Origin of the sequence: Pseudoalteromonas sp. SR45-6, assembly GCF_014163545.1 — a bacterium.
GTDB classification, from domain to species: Bacteria; Pseudomonadota; Gammaproteobacteria; order Enterobacterales; family Alteromonadaceae; genus Pseudoalteromonas; species Pseudoalteromonas rhizosphaerae.
The window spans coordinates 1-18045 of sequence record NZ_JACJDM010000040.1 but is presented as its reverse complement, the minus strand read 5'-3'; the positions used below and the strand labels follow the sequence as shown (position 1 = coordinate 18045).

14 protein-coding genes are annotated in these 18045 nt (G+C 41.4%); 6 read left to right on the top strand and 8 right to left on the bottom strand.

Annotation, left to right across the window (positions count from 1 at the left end; translation table 11 throughout):
- Nucleotides 1-4 precede the first annotated feature (4 nt).
- Nucleotides 5-307 (bottom strand): metalloregulator ArsR/SmtB family transcription factor, encoded by a 303-nt coding sequence (locus tag H5158_RS15905; RefSeq protein WP_149983086.1) that lies wholly within the window; start codon nucleotides 305-307, stop codon nucleotides 5-7.
- 130 nt (nucleotides 308-437) lie between these two features.
- Between H5158_RS15905 and H5158_RS15900 the strand changes: the two genes are divergently transcribed.
- From H5158_RS15900 to H5158_RS15890, 3 genes are all read left to right on the top strand, one after another.
- Complete coding sequence (locus H5158_RS15900; RefSeq protein ID WP_149983085.1) at nucleotides 438-626, top strand: DUF2892 domain-containing protein; 189 nt, start codon at nucleotides 438-440, stop codon at nucleotides 624-626.
- 1 nt (nucleotide 627) lies between these two features.
- A complete protein-coding gene (locus H5158_RS15895; protein WP_182732369.1) occupies nucleotides 628-972 on the top strand; it encodes a rhodanese-like domain-containing protein in 345 nt (114 codons plus the stop codon).
- A 79-nt stretch (nucleotides 973-1051) separates the two neighbouring features.
- Complete coding sequence (locus H5158_RS15890; RefSeq protein WP_182740415.1) at nucleotides 1052-2833, top strand: alkaline phosphatase; 1782 nt, start codon at nucleotides 1052-1054, stop codon at nucleotides 2831-2833.
- Nucleotides 2834-2920: 87 nt separating this feature from the next.
- Here the strand turns inward: H5158_RS15890 and H5158_RS15885 are convergent, their stop codons facing one another.
- Both H5158_RS15885 and H5158_RS15880 read right to left on the bottom strand, forming a co-directional pair.
- Nucleotides 2921-3835: a DMT family transporter gene (locus tag H5158_RS15885; protein WP_182740414.1), complete on the bottom strand. Its 915-nt coding sequence runs from the start codon at nucleotides 3833-3835 to the stop codon at nucleotides 2921-2923.
- A 402-nt stretch (nucleotides 3836-4237) separates the two neighbouring features.
- A complete protein-coding gene (locus tag H5158_RS15880) occupies nucleotides 4238-4783 on the bottom strand; it encodes a PH domain-containing protein (protein WP_182719217.1) in 546 nt (181 codons plus the stop codon).
- A gap of 215 nt (nucleotides 4784-4998) precedes the next feature.
- Between H5158_RS15880 and H5158_RS15875 the strand changes: the two genes are divergently transcribed.
- Together H5158_RS15875 and H5158_RS15870 are read left to right on the top strand one after the other, a co-directional pair.
- On the top strand, nucleotides 4999-5922 hold the full coding sequence (locus H5158_RS15875) for a homocysteine S-methyltransferase family protein (RefSeq protein WP_182740413.1): 924 nt from the start codon (nucleotides 4999-5001) through the stop codon (nucleotides 5920-5922).
- Between the two features lie 25 nt (nucleotides 5923-5947).
- The gene (locus H5158_RS15870) at nucleotides 5948-7273 is read left to right on the top strand and encodes a basic amino acid/polyamine antiporter (RefSeq protein ID WP_182740412.1); all 1326 of its coding nucleotides are present in this window, start codon (nucleotides 5948-5950) and stop codon (nucleotides 7271-7273) included.
- Between the two features lie 127 nt (nucleotides 7274-7400).
- Here the strand turns inward: H5158_RS15870 and H5158_RS15865 are convergent, their stop codons facing one another.
- The 5 genes from H5158_RS15865 to H5158_RS15845 all read right to left on the bottom strand — a co-directional run bounded on the left by H5158_RS15865 (nucleotide 7401) and on the right by H5158_RS15845 (nucleotide 16144).
- Nucleotides 7401-11711, bottom strand: a complete 4311-nt coding sequence (locus H5158_RS15865; RefSeq protein WP_182740411.1) for an alpha-1,6-glucosidase domain-containing protein — start codon at nucleotides 11709-11711, stop codon at nucleotides 7401-7403.
- Nucleotides 11712-11732: 21 nt separating this feature from the next.
- The gene (locus H5158_RS15860) at nucleotides 11733-14615 is read right to left on the bottom strand and encodes a TonB-dependent receptor (RefSeq protein ID WP_182740410.1); all 2883 of its coding nucleotides are present in this window, start codon (nucleotides 14613-14615) and stop codon (nucleotides 11733-11735) included.
- Nucleotides 14616-14918: 303 nt separating this feature from the next.
- Nucleotides 14919-15536, bottom strand: coding sequence for a LysE family translocator (locus H5158_RS15855; protein WP_145241971.1), 618 nt, complete (start codon nucleotides 15534-15536; stop codon nucleotides 14919-14921).
- Nucleotides 15537-15545: 9 nt separating this feature from the next.
- Nucleotides 15546-15734 (bottom strand): hypothetical protein, encoded by a 189-nt coding sequence (locus H5158_RS15850; protein ID WP_145241973.1) that lies wholly within the window; start codon nucleotides 15732-15734, stop codon nucleotides 15546-15548.
- Between the two features lie 11 nt (nucleotides 15735-15745).
- The gene (locus H5158_RS15845) at nucleotides 15746-16144 is read right to left on the bottom strand and encodes a DUF3224 domain-containing protein (RefSeq protein ID WP_145241975.1); all 399 of its coding nucleotides are present in this window, start codon (nucleotides 16142-16144) and stop codon (nucleotides 15746-15748) included.
- 78 nt (nucleotides 16145-16222) lie between these two features.
- Here H5158_RS15845 and H5158_RS15840 point away from each other — a divergent pair, with 78 nt between their 5' ends.
- Nucleotides 16223-18004, top strand: a complete 1782-nt coding sequence (locus tag H5158_RS15840; RefSeq protein WP_182740409.1) for an ABC transporter transmembrane domain-containing protein — start codon at nucleotides 16223-16225, stop codon at nucleotides 18002-18004.
- Nucleotides 18005-18045: the final 41 nt, after the last annotated feature.

Genomic DNA, 18045 nt, shown 5'->3' with positions numbered 1-18045 from the left:
TTGGTTATTCCTTACAAAATAAACCATAGAGCGTGGCTAACATAGCCTGTGCGTTGTCGTTAATCACCCGATAATAGATGGTCTGGCTTTCGCGACGAGTACTAACAATATTTGCTTTTCGTAGTGCAGCCAAATGCTGCGATAAAGCAGACTGTGCCAATGGTACAGCCGCATTTAATTCAGAAACACTCATTTCACGCCCCTGCAAAGAGCACAAAATCATTAAACGGTTTTTATTTGCTAAAATTTTTAATAGCTGCTCAGCATGCTCTACGTTATTAGCCATAGCTGCAAAGTCGATAGTCATAGTTCCACTCTTATATTCAAAGTACAGCAGATTATAGTTAGCTATATTAGAAAAGTCTAATATTATAATTTACTAATGTAGCTTTATCTAATATATTAAATAGTAACAGTCACTATTACTAAGGTTAACCGTGAAACTAAACGATGCTCTTCGCTTGATAGCAGGTGTAATGATTTGCATATCATTGTTACTACAGCAATTTCATGATCCATTGTGGATTTGGTTTACAGTGTTTATTGCTCTAAACTTAATTCAATCAGCATTTAGTAAATGGTGCCCGATGATCACTCTTTTAAAAAAACTAGGTTTCGAGGAATAACATGCTTACTTCAATCCCAGATCTAATGAAAATAATTACGCCAAATCAACGCCGCATTGAGGCTACACAGGCCAAGCAAGAAATTGCTGACAACAAAGGACTACTAATTGACGTACGTGAACCCGCCGAACATGCGGCAAAAGCAGCTATCGGCGCAATTAATATTCCCCGAGGTTTACTAGAAATGAAGTTAATGGAAATCGAAAAAGACCCAGCTCGGCCAATTTACTTACACTGCGCCAGTGGCGCACGCGCAACATTAAGCGCTGAAGCACTTACCCGCGTTGGTTATGAAAACGTCACCGTTATTACCTGTAATGCAGAACAGGTTTGCCAAGTATTTTAATGCAATTGGCATAACAGCTTCACATAAAAGTCATACTGGTCGGATAAGCTCTTACTTTTAAATTTAGCGGTACAGAGCAATGACGTTTACACGAAGAAATTTTTTAAAAGCCTCGGCGGCAGGATTTGGTGTCGCCGTTTTATCATTAGGATTAACAGCTTGTCGGTTTGACGATGAAGATGACGACATTCTTGACGTGAGCTTTGTTCATGGTGTTGCCAGTGGTGATCCATTAGCTGACAGCCTAATTCTGTGGACTCGTGTAACCCCTCTAGATCCAACAACCACCAGCATTAAAGTACAATGGCAAGCAGCAACCGACCCTAACTTTGCTAATATCAGCCACAATGGTGAAACACATATAAGTGCAGCTACAGACTTCACCCTAAAAGTCGACTTACAAGGCTTAAACGCCAACACCACTTACTATTATCGCTTTAAATCGAATGGCAAAACCTCACCTATTGGTGCAGGTAAAACACTACCAACAGGCAGCATTGATAAAGTGAAATTTGCTGTTATATCGTGTGCCAACTACCCCGCAGGCTTTTTCCATGTGTATGGTGAAATAGCCAAGCAAACAGACATAGACGCTGTATTGCATTTAGGTGATTACATCTATGAATACGGCAATGATGGCTACGCTACTGAAGATGCTGGTATTTTAGGCCGTTTACTGCCAGAAGATAACAGTGACGAAATAATTAGCTTAGCTGATTACCGTAACCGCTATGCCCACTATCGTACTGATTCAAACTTACAAGCTGCGCATAGTAACTGTGCATTTATTACTGTGTGGGATGACCACGAAATTACCAATGACACATGGCGAAATGGCGCAGAAAACCATAATGAAGGCGAAGGTGAATTTAGCGAACGTAAGCTACATGCCCTACAGGCCTATTTTGAATGGATGCCAATTCGTAATGTAGCTGATAAAGAAAGAATTTACCGTCGCTTTGAGTTTGGTAATTTAGTCTCTTTATACATGCTAGACACGCGTGTACTCGCCCGTGATGAACAGCTAAACTATGCTGATTTTGACCTAACCAGTGCACAAGGACAAAGTGATTTTGCAAACGCACTAAGCTCACCATCGCGCGCATTACTTGGCAATGAGCAGCTAACATGGCTCACTGATGGCATGACAACATCAAACTCAAAATGGCAGGTACTTGGCCAACAAGTACTGATGACCAAAATGCATTTGCCGTTTGAAGTACTGCAACTACTAGTGAGCTTACAAATAAGTCAAGCAAATGGCGGCGACACAAATGCATTATTAGCACAAGCATCGGCATTATTTGCTGAACTTGCACAAATCAAAGGCCGTGTGCTTGCAGGCGATCCAAGTGTTACTGATGTCGAACGTGCCCGAGTTGATACTACTGCACCATACAATTTAGATGCATGGGATGGTTACGCCTACGAACGTGAAGTGCTGCTTGGTACTGCCATTGCCGCACAAAAGAACTTAGTGGTTTTAGCGGGTGATACTCATAACGGTTGGGCTGGGCAATTAGTTACTGATGCTGCAAACCCAATTGCAGCGTCACAAAATGCCGGTGTAGAATTTGCTACCTCTTCGGTGTCTTCGCCTGGTCTTGAAGAATACCTAGCACTGAATACGCAAGGGCCAGAAGCAACCGCACAAATGGAGCAAGTAATCCCATTATTGGTTAATGATTTAATCTATAACAACCTCGTAGATCGTGGCTACTTAACCGTTACTTTTACCCCAGAGCAAGCCACCGCTAAGTGGAATTACGTGAGCAGCATTAAAACCGCTTCATACGAAATGCAAACCGAGCGCAGTAAAGAACTACGTATGCTAGCAGGTCAGCCAGTAATACAAGGGTAAAGATTCTAGGTGCTAGGAAAAATGTTTAGATGAAAGATTAAAACAGCCCGGCGATCACTCGATCGCCGGAATTTTTGCGTTACGACTTTAATCATTGGTAATTCCTTTCATATTCTTAGTGTCGCTATTCCTCTCAAAGTGCATGAATAAAACATGAGCGATACTTGATAGCACGATCAATACAATGCCTGTGATACCCAATAAAGTTTGAGTTTGTTGAAGAAAAATGTAGCCCAAAATACTAGAAAATAGAATTTGCGCATATTCAAGCGGCATTAGCTTAGATAAGTCACTTTTATTAAAAGCGAAAAAACGTGCTGCAAGTTTAGTAATAAGGAGCCCACCATATAGCATAATTAGTAGAGCACTATTTGTACCTAAAGGTTTCCACACAAAAATAGCGACGGGTAATAAGATAATCGCCGAATAGAGGGGAGCAAAAACCATTTGAGGCACAACTTTCTCTGCATTGCCTATTTTCTTTAAATTAATATTATAAATGACTAAAATAGCTACCGCTGACAGTGCAAAGATCAATCCTAGATAGAGGTTTTGCTGCGTTACTTGGCTCGCCATTAGTTTTGGAGAAAGCAGCATCATCACTCCAGCTAAATTCAAAATAATAGCGATATAGACATAGGCTTTTGGTTTTTCTCTAAAGATAAACACCGACAAAATGGACGTTATAAGTGGCACAAAAAAGTTAATCGCGGTTACTTCCGCTAAACTTAGATATTGCAGAGCATAAAACAAACATATTGTTGAACTAACACCAAGCAGTCCTCTGAAAATATGTAGCTTCATTTTTTGGGGTTTGATATTTTCCCATTTGCCTTTCGAGAATAATATAATGGCCGCAAAAGCTGCAATTACATTAACCAAAAAGACAACTTGGAATGGGCTGATAGCTTTACCTAAAAAACCACCGATTAGTAACATCACACTTAAGATAAATGAATCTGACAACATCCAAATCACTGCGGTTGACTCTTTACTAGCCATTTAACTTCTCTCCATGTGTTTGTGTAGCACAAATATATGCTACAAAATTAGAGTCCTATTAGAAATCAACTACTTTGACCCCTAATAAAGCTGCATCCTTTTCAGATAAAACCGCTTTAAATTACACCCGTAAAAGGTACAAGGCAAGAGGTTTAGAGATAATTTGAGCTAATAGCATAAGACACTTTGGGAGGGTTAAAACAAAAGAAGACCCTTGCTGTTAATGAAAAAGTTCAGATATTGGCCTTACGTTATCACACCCAAAAAATAATGACTTATTTGCTTAATAGTCACGGTTTTTGTACAAAAAATCTTTACGTGATTTATTCACAAAGAGGTTAAGAGGCACTGTAATGTGGGGGGAGAACAACCTAAACAACACAGTATAATATAAAGCTGTTCTCACTTTTTATCATCCAGCATTGTCACTAACATTTGTTCAATATTTTTCACACTGTAAGTAAGTGCGCGTATTAGCTCAACTTGGCTTTGTGGTTCATGATCAGCCGATTTTGTAGTTGACTGCTGTGCGGTTAGATTATCTTTTTGAGTTAAGATTGCCTCGCGAAACTCACTGGCATCAACTACCCCAAGTAACGATACTAATGCGCCATGACCAGACTGACCTGCGGTTTCAAAACTCAAGCGGTACAAACCAAACAAGCGCATCAGTGGACCTTGGCTTAACCCGACGTCAGTTATTTTTTCAAGTGGGATGGATTTTTCTTCTTTGAAAAATACACCGCGCTTAACAACTAGCTTTCGCTCTAATAAGTTAGCTGACATAGCTGCCAATATTCGCCCTGCCACCAGCCAGATAATGAAAGCGACGAATGGGATAAATGGAATTCCCACCAAACACAATACACAAGTGATAACTCCAAGCACTACCCAGTATGATTTTACTTTAGAGTCGAATTTAGCACTTTTTAAAATAGGGGTACTCATAGCTTACTCTTAATTTGATTAAACATTTAAATTACGTGATCACTGAGTTGAATGCAATTTAGCTAAATTGTTAACCTATTACCAAGTATTGCCAATAAACCTAAAAGATTAACACAAAGGGTTGTTTAAACAGGTCGTGTGTTCTATATTCTCGCAATCGGATCTATAGACGTCTAAACATCCACAGCAAGATTATCTCATACAGAGGAAGCGCAATGACAACTCACACCTTAACTTTACTTGATGGCGGCATGAGCCGAGAGCTCGCTCGCATTGGCGCTCCCTTTCAACAGCCGGAGTGGTCTGCGCTTGCCATAATAGAGGCGCCTGAAAAAGTAACCCAAGCACACAATAGCTTTATTCAAAGTGGTGCCAATATTATTACCACAAATAGCTATGCGTTAGTACCTTTTCACATTGGTGAAGAGCGCTTTGCACAATCAGCCAAATCACTTGCTGCAACAGCTGGCCAAGCCGCAAAAGACGCTGTGATACAAAATAATATAGGAACTAAAATAGCAGCCAGTTTACCACCTATGTTTGGCTCTTATCGTCCAGATTTATACCAAGCAGATCAACTTAGTCGTATCGCAACGCCTTTAATCGAAGGTTTAGCGCCTTATGCTGATTTATGGCTAATAGAAACGCAAAGCCTTATTCAAGAAGCGCTAGATATAAACACGTTAATTAACCAGATCTGCAACAACCAAAAACCGGTATGGGTTGCTTTTACCCTTGAAGATGAACAACCAAGTAATCAAGCAACTCTGCGCTCAGGAGAATCTGTAAAAGATGCAGTAACTGCCATGCTAAATGCAAAGGTAACGGGCATTTTATTTAACTGCTGCCAACCAGAGGTTATTGAGCATGCTTTAACCGTAACCTTAGATGTTTTAAAAGACCTGCAGGCAGAGCACGTACAAATAGGTGCGTATGCGAATGCATTTGCACCACAAACTAAAGAAGCTACGGCTAACGAAGGTTTAGATGAAGTACGAGAAGATCTAACCCCTCTTTCATATCTAGAGTGGGCTAAAAAGTGGCATAAACAAGGCGCCACCCTAATTGGAGGTTGCTGTGGTATTGGACCTGAGCATATAGCCCAATTAAACCATCACTTTGCGCCTTTAAAAGGTTAGTAATTAACACAGTATAAGCAGTCAAATGAAAGAAAATAAAATTGGATTAGTAGCGCTAACCGCGCTGGTATTTAGCGCCATGGTGGGTGCGGGTATATTTAGTTTGCCACAAAATATGGCTGAAGTTGCGGGCGTAAATGCAGTATTAGTTGGCTGGCTTATTACTGGTGTTGGTATTTTGCTACTTGCTGGATGTTTTTTGCAACTCTCTCGCGCTAAACCTGAACTTGATGGCGGTATTTATATTTATGCCCGAGAAGGTTTTGGCGAGCTTGCTGGATTTTTATCTGCATGGGGCTATTGGCTGTGTGCCACCATTGGTGTTGTTGGTTATTTAGTTGTGGCGTTTGCTGCTTTAGGTGCATTTATTGATACCCCAGAACGCACTCTATTTGGCGATGGTAATACTTTTGCAGCCTTTATCGGTGAATCTATTATTTTATGGGCTGTGCATTTCATTATTGTTAGAGGCATTAAGCAAGCCTCTTTTGTAAACCTACTTGGCACCATAGCTAAAGTGATACCCTTATTATTATTTATAGGCTTTGCTTACGCGTACTTTGACCCTGCAATATTTAAAGCAAATCAAAGTAATGTCAGCGTGAAAACTGATTTTATTGAACAAGTAAAAAACACTATGCTAATTACTTTATGGGTGTTTACTGGCATTGAAGGTGCGGCAGTCCTTTCCGCTCGAGCTAAAAACCGTAAAGACATAGGCCTTGCCACATTTATAGGCGTGATTGCTGCGCTAATTTTATATATAGCCATCACTATGTTGGCATTTGGGTTAATGAGTCAGGCCAATATTACTGAGCTTAGTAACCCTTCAATGGCAGGTATTATGGCAATGATAACAGGGACCAGTGGTAAAGTTATTATTAGCGCGGGACTTATTGTGTCTGTATTAGCCTCTTATTTAAGTTGGATTATTTATGCTGCAGAAGTACCTAACAGCGCAGCCAAATATGGCGCATTTCCTAACATATTTAAGCAACAAAATAGCAATGGGACATCTATTGCATCACTGACCTTAACCAGCCTAACTGTGCAACTTTGCTTAGTGCTTATTTTATTTACCGGTAAAAGCTATAACACTTTAGTTCTTGTTTCTACGTCCATGATATTAGTGCCTTACTTTTTAGTGGCCGCTTACATGGTAAAAGTAGCCTTTGCAAAAAAGCTTTCTGTTGCTATTAAGCTGATGGGCTTTGGTGCCAGTATTTATGGACTATGGCTAGTATATGCTGCGGGGCTAAACACGCTGCTGCTATCTGTTATTTTATACATTCCTGGCATCATGCTATTTATGTATAGCCGTAAACAATTTAAGTTAAATAAAAATGTTTAAAATCAGTGCATTAAAAACATTCACCCGAGTTCAAGTTAAGCCTTTTAATGCAATTTTAAATAAGTAGGCACTAAAAAAGCCGAGCATACAGGGTTATGCTCAGCTTAAGCCTAGGAAAATATAATCACTACTGTTTAGTAATAAGTAGGTTCATATTGTCCTTATCTGGGCCAATCACTTTAAACGTGTAATTACCTGATTCGGTAATACTCAGCGCTATATTGCCACCTATCACTTCAAGCAACATTATCTCGTTAATATTAACTATTGGTGCATCGCCTACCCCGCCGTAGTCCACAGTGTTCCAATCTTCAGAGGCTATTTTAAACTCATAATCACCGGCATCTAAATCAAGTGATGTACTATAAATAGCATTCCCTTGATAGATTAGGGGGTTGTCGGTACCCCAGCCATTTAAGCTGCCACGTAAGTAAACTTGAGTGTCTGCAAACATTTGCGCATTAAATACACTCAGCGTGGGTGCATTCAAATCACTGGCATCAAAAATGAACTGATATTCGCCCTCGGTTGCAACATCCATCGTCATATTAGCGCCTTTAACAGCTAATAACTTATCTTCGGCAACGGTTACGATTGCATCCGCTTCACCGGAACCATAATCAACGGTATCCCAATCTTCAGAAGCAATTTTAAATTCATAACTGCCTACACTGAGTATTTTAGTAAAGGTATAAACGCCTTTACCTTGATAGATTAACTCATCACTGGTGCCCCATTCATTTAAGCTGCCACGAACAAATACAGGCGTGCCAACGAATCGTTCTTCGTTATAAATTCTCAGCGTTGGATTGTCTTTATCGCTGGCATCAAACGAGAATACATAAGTTGCATCAATTGCGGCATTAAAGGTCATATTCGCGCCACTGCGCATTAAAGGCTCGGTTTGATTTTCCAACACTGCTTTATCAGCATCAGACAGCGCGCCAAAATCCACACTCGACCAATCTTCAGAGGCAATTTTAAATTCATAATCTCCCGCAGTTAAAGTAATAGCGATACGGTATTCACCATTGCCCATATACTCAAAGCTGTCAGCTGTGCCCCAATCATTTAAACTACCTCGCACATATACTGTGGTGCTGCCAAAAGGCACTACGTCTGGCGCGCCCACTGTTGCATTCGCACTTAAGCCTACACCTTGGTTCTCGCCTTGTGGTTTTACAAATACCGCGATTGTATAAGCTGGGACTGTAAATGTACCGTCGGTTTCACTGGCAGTAAAACTCACTCCAAACATACTGCTATCGGTGCTGTTTTTAAGTATTGGATGTAATTCAAACCCAGCAGCGGTTGGTACTGTATGTGAAAGCGCTTGCTCAGTTGCATTAATTACTACTACGAGCGCGTCAACTTGGTTATCTAAATCTGCAAAACCTTGACCGTCATCAATGCTCATTACAATCAAACCATGTTGCTGGTTTTTACCAACATTGTGAAAACCTACACGGTCAATAACATCTTGCTCTGTGGTTAATCTAAATAATGGGCTGCTACTACGAATAGCTAAAAACTCTTGGAACACATCCCCTGCGTAAGCTATATCTTGCGGCTGTGCAGCAGCTTGTGGATTACCTGAGAGCTTAATGATTTCAGGCCATTTCTGTTGGTTTTTCTCAGCATTAGGTAAACCAATATTCCAATTATTATTTTCTTTCGTTAAATCTACCGCATTAAACCAATCCCCTGCATTGTAACTGTCACGATCCATTGATTTTGAGCGTAGTAAATCAGCCCCAAGTTGCATAAACGGGATACCTTGGCTTACTAATGGAATTGCTAATGCCATATTATGCGCACGCACTCGTTGCTCAATACTCATACTTGTTGCATGTTTATATTGCAGTTGATCCCATAAGGTTTCGTTATCGTGCTTTGATACGTAGTTAATGCTGTCAGCAGGGTCTAAAGCATAAGCCGTCGGCTGAGTATTCCAGCTAAAGCTATTACCTTTTGCCGAATTACCTTTAAAGTCTTTCAGGATATAGTTTTGTAAATTACCCGCCAGTGATAAACGCAGAGTATCTTGGTCTGCTAAATTACCATCGGTCGGGTTATTGCTAAACATAGCCCCACCGCGCACAGCCTCACGGATGCGGTCATTGAATGTGCCAACTTCAGAGCCTGCCATATCAGCTTGCTTAGCTTGAGTGAACAATCGGTTATTAGCGACTTCACCAAAATCCCAGCCTTCGCCATAAAAGTAGTTGTCAGGGTCAACAGCTTGCACCGCTTCACGCGCTGCTAAAATTGATGATTTAGGCATGTGCCCCATAACATCAAAGCGAAAGCTATCGTAGCCAAAGTCGCGAGCAAGTATGACTAGTGAATCGCTAACAAATTTATCCATCATTACATGTTCAGTCGCGGTGTTTTCACAACAGGTTGAACGCTCGATATCGCCCGTTACTTCGCTGTATCTGTGGTAATAACCCGGTACGAGTTTATCAAACACTGACTTTTCCCAAATGCCTGATGAGGTTGTGTGGTTGTATACCACATCAAGAACCACGCGAAGGCCGATCTCTTGAAGTGACTGTACCATGGCGCGTGTCTCTTTAACCCGGGCAACCCCTTCACTGCTTGATGCATACGAACCTTCTGGGGCAATAAAGTGATGCGGGTCGTAACCCCAGTTAAAACCGTCTAAATCACGCATCGCGCTGGCAAGTGCTTGAGCATCATCAGAACCCGGAAAGTAGCTTTGCATTAAATTAGCAATGATGCTGTTTTTATTTTCGATTTTACAAGCATCGGCGGCATCGTCTATTCGCTCACATAACTTACCTAGAGTGTCAGTGATTTCAACGCGCTTATCCGCATCTTCTTCAATGGTGCCAATGTCTGTTACAGGGAGTAAGTGAAAATGCGTTAAACCTTTGTCAGCTAGTTGCTTAAGGTGCTGCATAGGGATGCTTTCAAGCTCAGTAAATGCTAAATATTTACCTTGGTTTGCTGCACTTACTGACGTATCGCGAATACTAAAATCACGTACATGACCTTCATAGATAATGGCATCTTCCGGGTTGGTAATTGTTGGTACACTGCGCTCATCCCAGCCTTGTGGTTTGGTATCGTCATCATTTAAGTTGATCAACTGCGAATACAGGCCATTGCTTGATACATTCAGTGAGTAAGGATCGGTACTCCATAAACTTTCAATCGCTTGAGTAGTAGGGTGGTAAACATCAAACGCATAGCGGTAATAATGACGGTCGTATTTGCTGTCTAAACTCACTGACCAAATACCTGTATTGCTGTCTAACGTCATGGCAGTGCTATGTACTTGTGCTTTATCGGCGTCAAATACATTAAGCATCATATTGCTAGCGGTTGGTGCCCATACTGAAACATCAATTGCATTGTTATTATAATGCACGCCTAGCATGGCTTCATTTGCGTCGTTTTCACCTTGGGTGTAAAGTGCATCAAGGGCTTTGGCGGTTTGCACAAAACTTGCTTCAAGTAGCTTGCCTTCTGCATCGTAGCCCGCTACAACGAGCTGTTGTTTTATAAGTTGTTTTGCAGTAGCGGCATCCCAATTACCTTGATAGGCAGTCCAATCTGTTAAGTGCGGTACTTTCGCTGCTTGTGCATCGGTTAAACTCGTTGCCATTAATTCAACGGTTTCACCATTTAAGCCAGTATCAACATCAACAACCAAATCGGCAGCAGCTGATGAATGCAGCTTAATAATCTGCGTAAGCTCATTGCTTGGCTTATACAGCACAGTATTTAAATCAATCCAGTGTGCTGATGCACCGTCAATTGCAACCGGGCGTTCGCCAAGCGCTTCTACTGGGTATTCAAATACTGTTGGCTCACCATCAAAGGTAAAGTTCATACGTACAAAACGCTCGTCGTCCTGCATCAGTGGCATGGTTAAATCCACATCACCATGGGCTTTACCTGAACCTTCTGTGCCAATATGAATAATAAAATTAGCGCACTCGGTATAACCGTCTTTTAGCGCGACAATCCAATAAGCTCCATAGTTTGGATCGACACCATTATATTCATGGCCATTAGCCCAATCGGTGGCATCAAACGGCGGCGCGTAAGCATCACAGCCGTCGGTATTCCAAGAGTGTAAACGATAGCCTTCGTACCCTTCATTCTTATCACGTTTATAAAATAATACGGCTTCATTTTCCCCGGCGAATACCACTGGGTCTGGTAAGTCGGGGTTATAGCCACTGGTACAGCTTTCATTATTTGCATCTGGAAACAGCGGTGCGTCACAAGAGATAGGCTCAGGAGCAACACATTGAGTGCCTGCTGCATTAGGGACTTGCGGTACATCACAAGTCAATAAGGCTTGGCCTGCTTTTACATCGCTACTGCCTGAGCCTCCACAGCCAAACAGTAGTGTTAAGCTCACTGCTAATAGCAAATGAGTCAATTTAGTTATTTTATTCATTATTTATGCTCCAATTTGCTATTAGTGGCTATAGGTAAAACCTAAATAAACCTGACGACCAAAGTACTGGGTAGTACCGGTGATGTTTTCATTGCCAAAGTAACTTTGGGTTGGTTCATCAGTAAGATTATTAACCTGTAGCAACATGCCAAATGAGTCTGTAAATTGATAAGAGGTTTGAAAATCGACCACGGTCTCGGCATCAAAATTAACCACTTGCTCATTGATCGCCACTTGCTCTGAAACAAAGTCTGAGCGGTAACGCACATTAAGGCGGGTTTCAAAATTATCTAAGCTGTAAAATAAAGTGCCGTTTAACACGTTTTTAGACAAACCAGGTAAACCTTGTGTAACCGTTTCACCACCTAAGCTGGTGATAGATTCAACTTCGCTCTCGGTGTATGAATAGCTACCGTTAAACCCAAGGCCATCAAACGGCGCGGGTAAAAACGAAAATACTTGCGTGTAGGCAAGTTCAATACCGCGAATATAACCGCCATTGGCGTTATTTACCGCCGTTGTGTAAGTGCCGTTAGTTGTGGCAACTTGCTCACCACTGACTGGATTTTCTATATAGTCAGGGACGTTAAAACCATTACCTTTAAAGTCAAACCCTTCAATGGCGATGGTATCGATAAACGAATCGATGTTTTTATAAAAACCTGCGATCACTAGCGCACCATCTGACTCATCAAAATAATGCTCGTAAGAGATATCGTATTGGTCGGCATAAAATGGTTTTAAGAATGGATTATTGGTACTTGAGCCGTTAATTTTGCCGCTGGTTTTATCAGCCTGCGCACTGGCGTCCCCCGCTAGGCGATTAATCGGTGGGCGCGACATTACTTTAGCCGCCGCAAAGCGTAATTGCGTATTATCCGTTAGCTGAAAGTTTAAATTAAGGGATGGCAGATAATCGGTATAAGTTGTGCCAAGTACATTAGGTAAATAATTTTTATTTATGATGCCGATACTGTCGGTAATGTTTTGTGCACCGAGTGATAAATCGCCATTAACATTTTCTAAAATAGTGGCCGATTGGTCGGTATCAACACGGCGAATACCAATATTACCCAGTACTGGCATAGTACCAATTTCAGTATTAATATTAAGCATGGCGTAAGCTGAAAGCACTTCTTCATACACTGAGCCACTTTGTAGCATGGTCCATGAGTAGTTAGTGGTGTAACCTTGCGAGTCAACTATCCCATCTGCATTACCCCAAGTTTTAACTGGCTCTGGTGCGCCTTCAGGAAACCAAGCATTAAGCGCTTTGTCTAAATCAATCGCCAAATATGATGGGAAATAACTAAAGTCACCTTCCCAGTCAACGACATTTACCATGTCATTGGTTAAACGCAGTGGCGGCTCACTCACTGAAAAATCACCATCATTACCGTATTCAAACACTGAGCGGTTATTGCTGTATTCGCGATCTGAATAACGCGCGCCAAATTCAACAGAGCTAAACCAGCTGTTATTCAGCTCGTATTTAAAATCAAGACGATAAGCGCTTACTTCATCTTCATTTTGATAAGGGTAAATACCGTATTTACTAACCATTACTCGGTCGATATCACTAAATGCAGCCGCTTGATTAAAGCCTACATCAGGTAAATTTAAACCATTAAGTTGGTAGTTTATTGATACGTTTTTATCTAACACAGGTTCTTCGGCTGAGGCGTCTTCGGCAACCAACGCCCACAATAAGCCATTGCGAAAGTTACTTTTAGCCCGTGACAGCGACACATCAACATTAACGTTTAAACGTTCTGTCACTTGCCAATCGGCGTTAACACCGTAGCTATCTACTTCATCAAAGTCTTGGTTATCATCATTGACAATTTCAACGCGAGTGTAGCCTTTTGAAGTACGATTAACAGAGGCACCAACTACTGAATTTCCCTCTAGCTGAGCGTTTGTATAAGTGGCCGTTGGGCCACCTAATTTCACTCGTAACCCACGGGCAAATGACTCAGTATCAAAGCGTGATAAAAACACGTCCCCTTTTAATTTAAAATTATCCACCGGTGCCCATTCAATCGCCGCCATATAACCGTTACGGGTTTCTTCTCCACCTAAATGCTGAAGCTCAAAACCTTCGCTGATATACTCATTTTCAGGTTTAAGTTCGGGGCCATTAGTATCATTTGTAACACCATCAACGTCTTTATTATCGTTATAGGCAAGGCCAATAAACTGTGTTGCTACGCTGGGTTGAAATAACCGAGCATAACCAAGTGCGACACCTAAAGTATCGTCAAGATATTTACCTTGATAGGAAAAACTAATGCGGTCGCCAAACTCAGTGGCATCGTTCACCTCTGACGCTCGGTCGTTGTACATACCTCTGGCGTTAACCACAAACTTATGTTGCTGATCATTATCAAGCGGGCTAGCTGTTTGCAGTTCTACCGTACCTGCAACACCACCTTCGATAAGCGATGCTTTTGGTGATTTATACACGGCTGCTGAGCTGATCAATTCAGACGGATATTGGTCAAACTCAATACTACGGCTGCCACTAGTTGATACCTGTTCACGGCCATTTAAAGTTGAAAATACAAATCCACCGGACATACCGCGAATGTTGATTTCTGCCGCTTGCCCGCCGGTTCGTACCGCTGAGATCCCCGGTAACCGAGTGAGCGCATCAGCCATAGATACATCAGGCAAAGCACCTAAGTCATCCGCCGATAACTGCTCAGATACCGTATCAGTAAAGCGTTTTTGATTAAGTGATTGGATTAAACTACGACTAAAGCCACGCACTTCAATGACTTCAAGATCTTCTTCTAGTTGTGTTTTTTTTACGGTACTTTGCGCGTCACTCTCAACCGCAGCTAATACACTGCTGGCTGCAAACATTGCGAGCATTAACGCACTTAGTTTGAATTTCCCCATGAGCTTTCTACCCTATTGATTTTATAATTGTGTGCTGTTTGTTTTGAAATTGTGGATAAAATAAAACCAATAAAGTGTAACTAAAAAGTAAAATAAGTGTGATGAATACGTATGCAGCAGTAAGGGCAATAGCTAGCAAGGTGAGGAACTTAGTTTAGAAGTGCTGCGATCATGTAGATAACGTAAAATAAATTGACTGACTAACGGAATAACTCAGTCATAAGCCACTATTACACAGGTGAATTAGAAATTGCTAAAAACAGCTTTAAAGGGAAGTAGTAAGGATTAGTTAAGTTTAATAAACTACACCATTAGCACCACCCTTATTGCTAGACCAATAAAAATCACCGCTAATATTTTATCAAACCATGGGGATGATTTAGTAAAAGCAAAGCGCTTCTTTGAAAGCTCTGTCAATGCTGCAACAATCAGATACCAGCCAGTATCAATAGTAAAAACCGTTAAGCACATAATCAAACCGACCTTAAAGCTGAGATTGGCAGGATCTATAAACTGTGAAAACAGGGCTAAAAAGAATACCGCTAATTTAGGATTTAGAAACGCAATAGCAAAGCCGTCTTGCAAGGCTTGTTTTGCACTGCCACTTTGCTGAGCCACTTTTAACTCACTATTACTTGGTTTGGCTAATAAGATTTTAACCCCTAAATATGCCAAGTACGCTGCACCTAAGTAAACTAACACTTGATACACAGTAGGAAATTGCAACATTAGTGCACCGAGGCCAAGTAACGATGCTGCAGCATAAAAACCGACGCCAACACCATGACTCAGCGCTGCCAACATGCCGTTCTTCATACTGCCATGAATGCTGTGTTTTAACACCACAGCCAAACTTGGCCCAGGAGACATTGCACCCATCATACAAATGGCGACTAAGCTTAGCCACAGTGATAACGTCATTTATATTCCTTATAGTTCTTCATTTTCAATAAGTAAGATGTATGCATAAACTTGGCCGTATAATCCTGTAGAGGCGCTAACATTTATTACTTTCCAGCCATCTTGGTTTAATTGATAAATTCGCTCATTAAGTGCGTCAATATCAATACCGCCTCTAAAAAAGCCACGCTGCTTTTTAAACTCAATTATTTTCTGCATGGCTGTATCGCTTATAATTGATACTCAAAATCATAAATGTGTATACCTGCTTCGATGCGAATTGCCATTTTTCCGCTAAGGCCTGCAAGTTCATTACTGCCAGAATCTGGCACCACGTTTAAAATTAATGAATCTTGGCCTTTATCCATAGTGCCAAAATGTTGCAGCACAAAGCTGCCTTGAAGACCTGCAAGTGTGCCAACTACTTGTTCAATTGCCACATAACCGGCACTGCCTTGAGTTGCGGTCATGGCACTGAGCATTTCGCCAGTGCTGGTTGCATCAAGCTCACCTGTAAACGTTTTATCAATCGACATACGACCCAGGTTTACGCCATCAATGCCCTTTGCATAACCTTCAATAGGATTGAGTTTAACGTTAAATTCGCCCGTTACTTTTTCAGTTGTCATGGTTAGTCCCTTAGTTAGTTATTGAAATTATGATTTAAGTAACCATATCTATACCCTATTCATCTAAAAGAATCCACTATGAGCAATAGTAAAACCGAGCAAAAAGACAAAGCTGCTTTTAGTAGTTTAATTCCTATTTTTCAGTTTATTAAGCAGTATAAATGGGTGGTTTTTGCAGCTCTTGCAGCATTACTTGTTACTGCCGGGGTTAATTTATCATTGGGCCAAGGAGTTAAATTTGTTATTGATCACGGCTTTATTGCGGGCTCTCAAGAACAATTAAAACAAGCCATAATCGTGCTAATTGGCTTGATCAGCTTATTAGCCATAGGAACATTCAGCCGTTTTTATTTAATGTCATGGATTGGTGAGCGCGTCAGTAATGATATTCGTAAAGCGGTATTTTATCGCATAGTCACCCTGCACCCGAGTTACTTTGAAGAAAACCGCAGTGGCGAATTAATGTCGCGCTTAACAACCGACACCACTTTGTTGCAATCAATCATTGGCTCGTCATTTTCAATGGCACTGCGTAGCGCTCTGATGCTAGTCGGTGGTTTAGCCATGTTGTTATTTACTAACTTAAAACTCACTTTAGTTGTAGTTGCCTGTGTGCCGCTGGTGTTAGTACCCATGATGATTTTTGGTAAAAAAGTACGCAAACTTGCCAGCTCCAGCCAAGATGCGATTGCCGATATCAGCACTTATGCGGGAGAAATAATTCAAAATATTAAAGTAGTGCAAAGCTATAGCCACGAACAACGCGAACAACACGCTTTTGCACTAGAGACCGAAAAAGCCTTTAACGTTGCGAAAAGCCGCATTAAACAGCGCTCATTTTTAATTGCTGCAGTAATATTTTTGACCTTTAGCGCAATTAGCGTGATGCTCTGGGTAGGTGGCAGTGATGTACTGGCAGGCACAATGACTGGCGGTGAGTTAGGTGCATTTGTGTTTTACGCTATTATGGTCGCGATGTCGGTAGCAACCGTTGCGGAGGTGTATGGCGAGCTACAACGTGCAGCTGGCGCTGCGGCGCGGTTACTTGAACTGCTCGCGGTTAAAAGTGAGATCACGAACCCTACAGCACCACAAGATCAGTTATTACATAACAACTCTAACGCTCCAGCCATAAGTCTTGATAAAGTAACCTTTAATTATCCATCTCGTCCTGATGTGAGCGCCTTAAAAACTATTTCATTAACGATTGAACAAGGCCAAACAGTAGCAATCGTTGGTCCGTCAGGTGCTGGTAAAACCACGTTATTTGAATTACTACAACGCTTTTATGACCCTGCTGGTGGCGACATTAAGTTTCATGATATTAATATCAAAGATCTATCCCTTAATACACTCAGAAACAGCATGGGCATGGTGGCACAAAACCCGATTTTATTTAGCTCTGATGTGATGCATAACATTCGTTATGGCAACCCAGATGCAAGCGACGAACAAGTATATGCTGCCGCTAAGCATGCTCACGCGGATGAATTTATTGCACAATTACCTAACGGCTACGAGAGCTTTTTAGGCGAGCAAGGGGTGCGCTTATCAGGCGGCCAAAAACAACGAATTGTATTAGCAAGAGCGATATTAAAAGACCCAGAAATACTGTTACTCGATGAAGCAACCAGCGCTTTAGATGCGCAAAGTGAGCATCATGTACAAGCTGCGCTTGAACATTTAATGCAAAACCGTACTACGCTTATCATTGCCCACCGCCTCGCCACAGTAAAACATGCAGATGTTATTGTGGTAATGGAGCACGGAGAGATAATCGCAACAGGTACTCATCAACAATTGCTAGCGAGTAATCCACTTTATCAAAAATTATGTGAGCTGCAGTTTAATAGGGATTGAAGCGGTAAGCGGTAAGCGGTAAGCGGTAAGCGGTAAGCGGT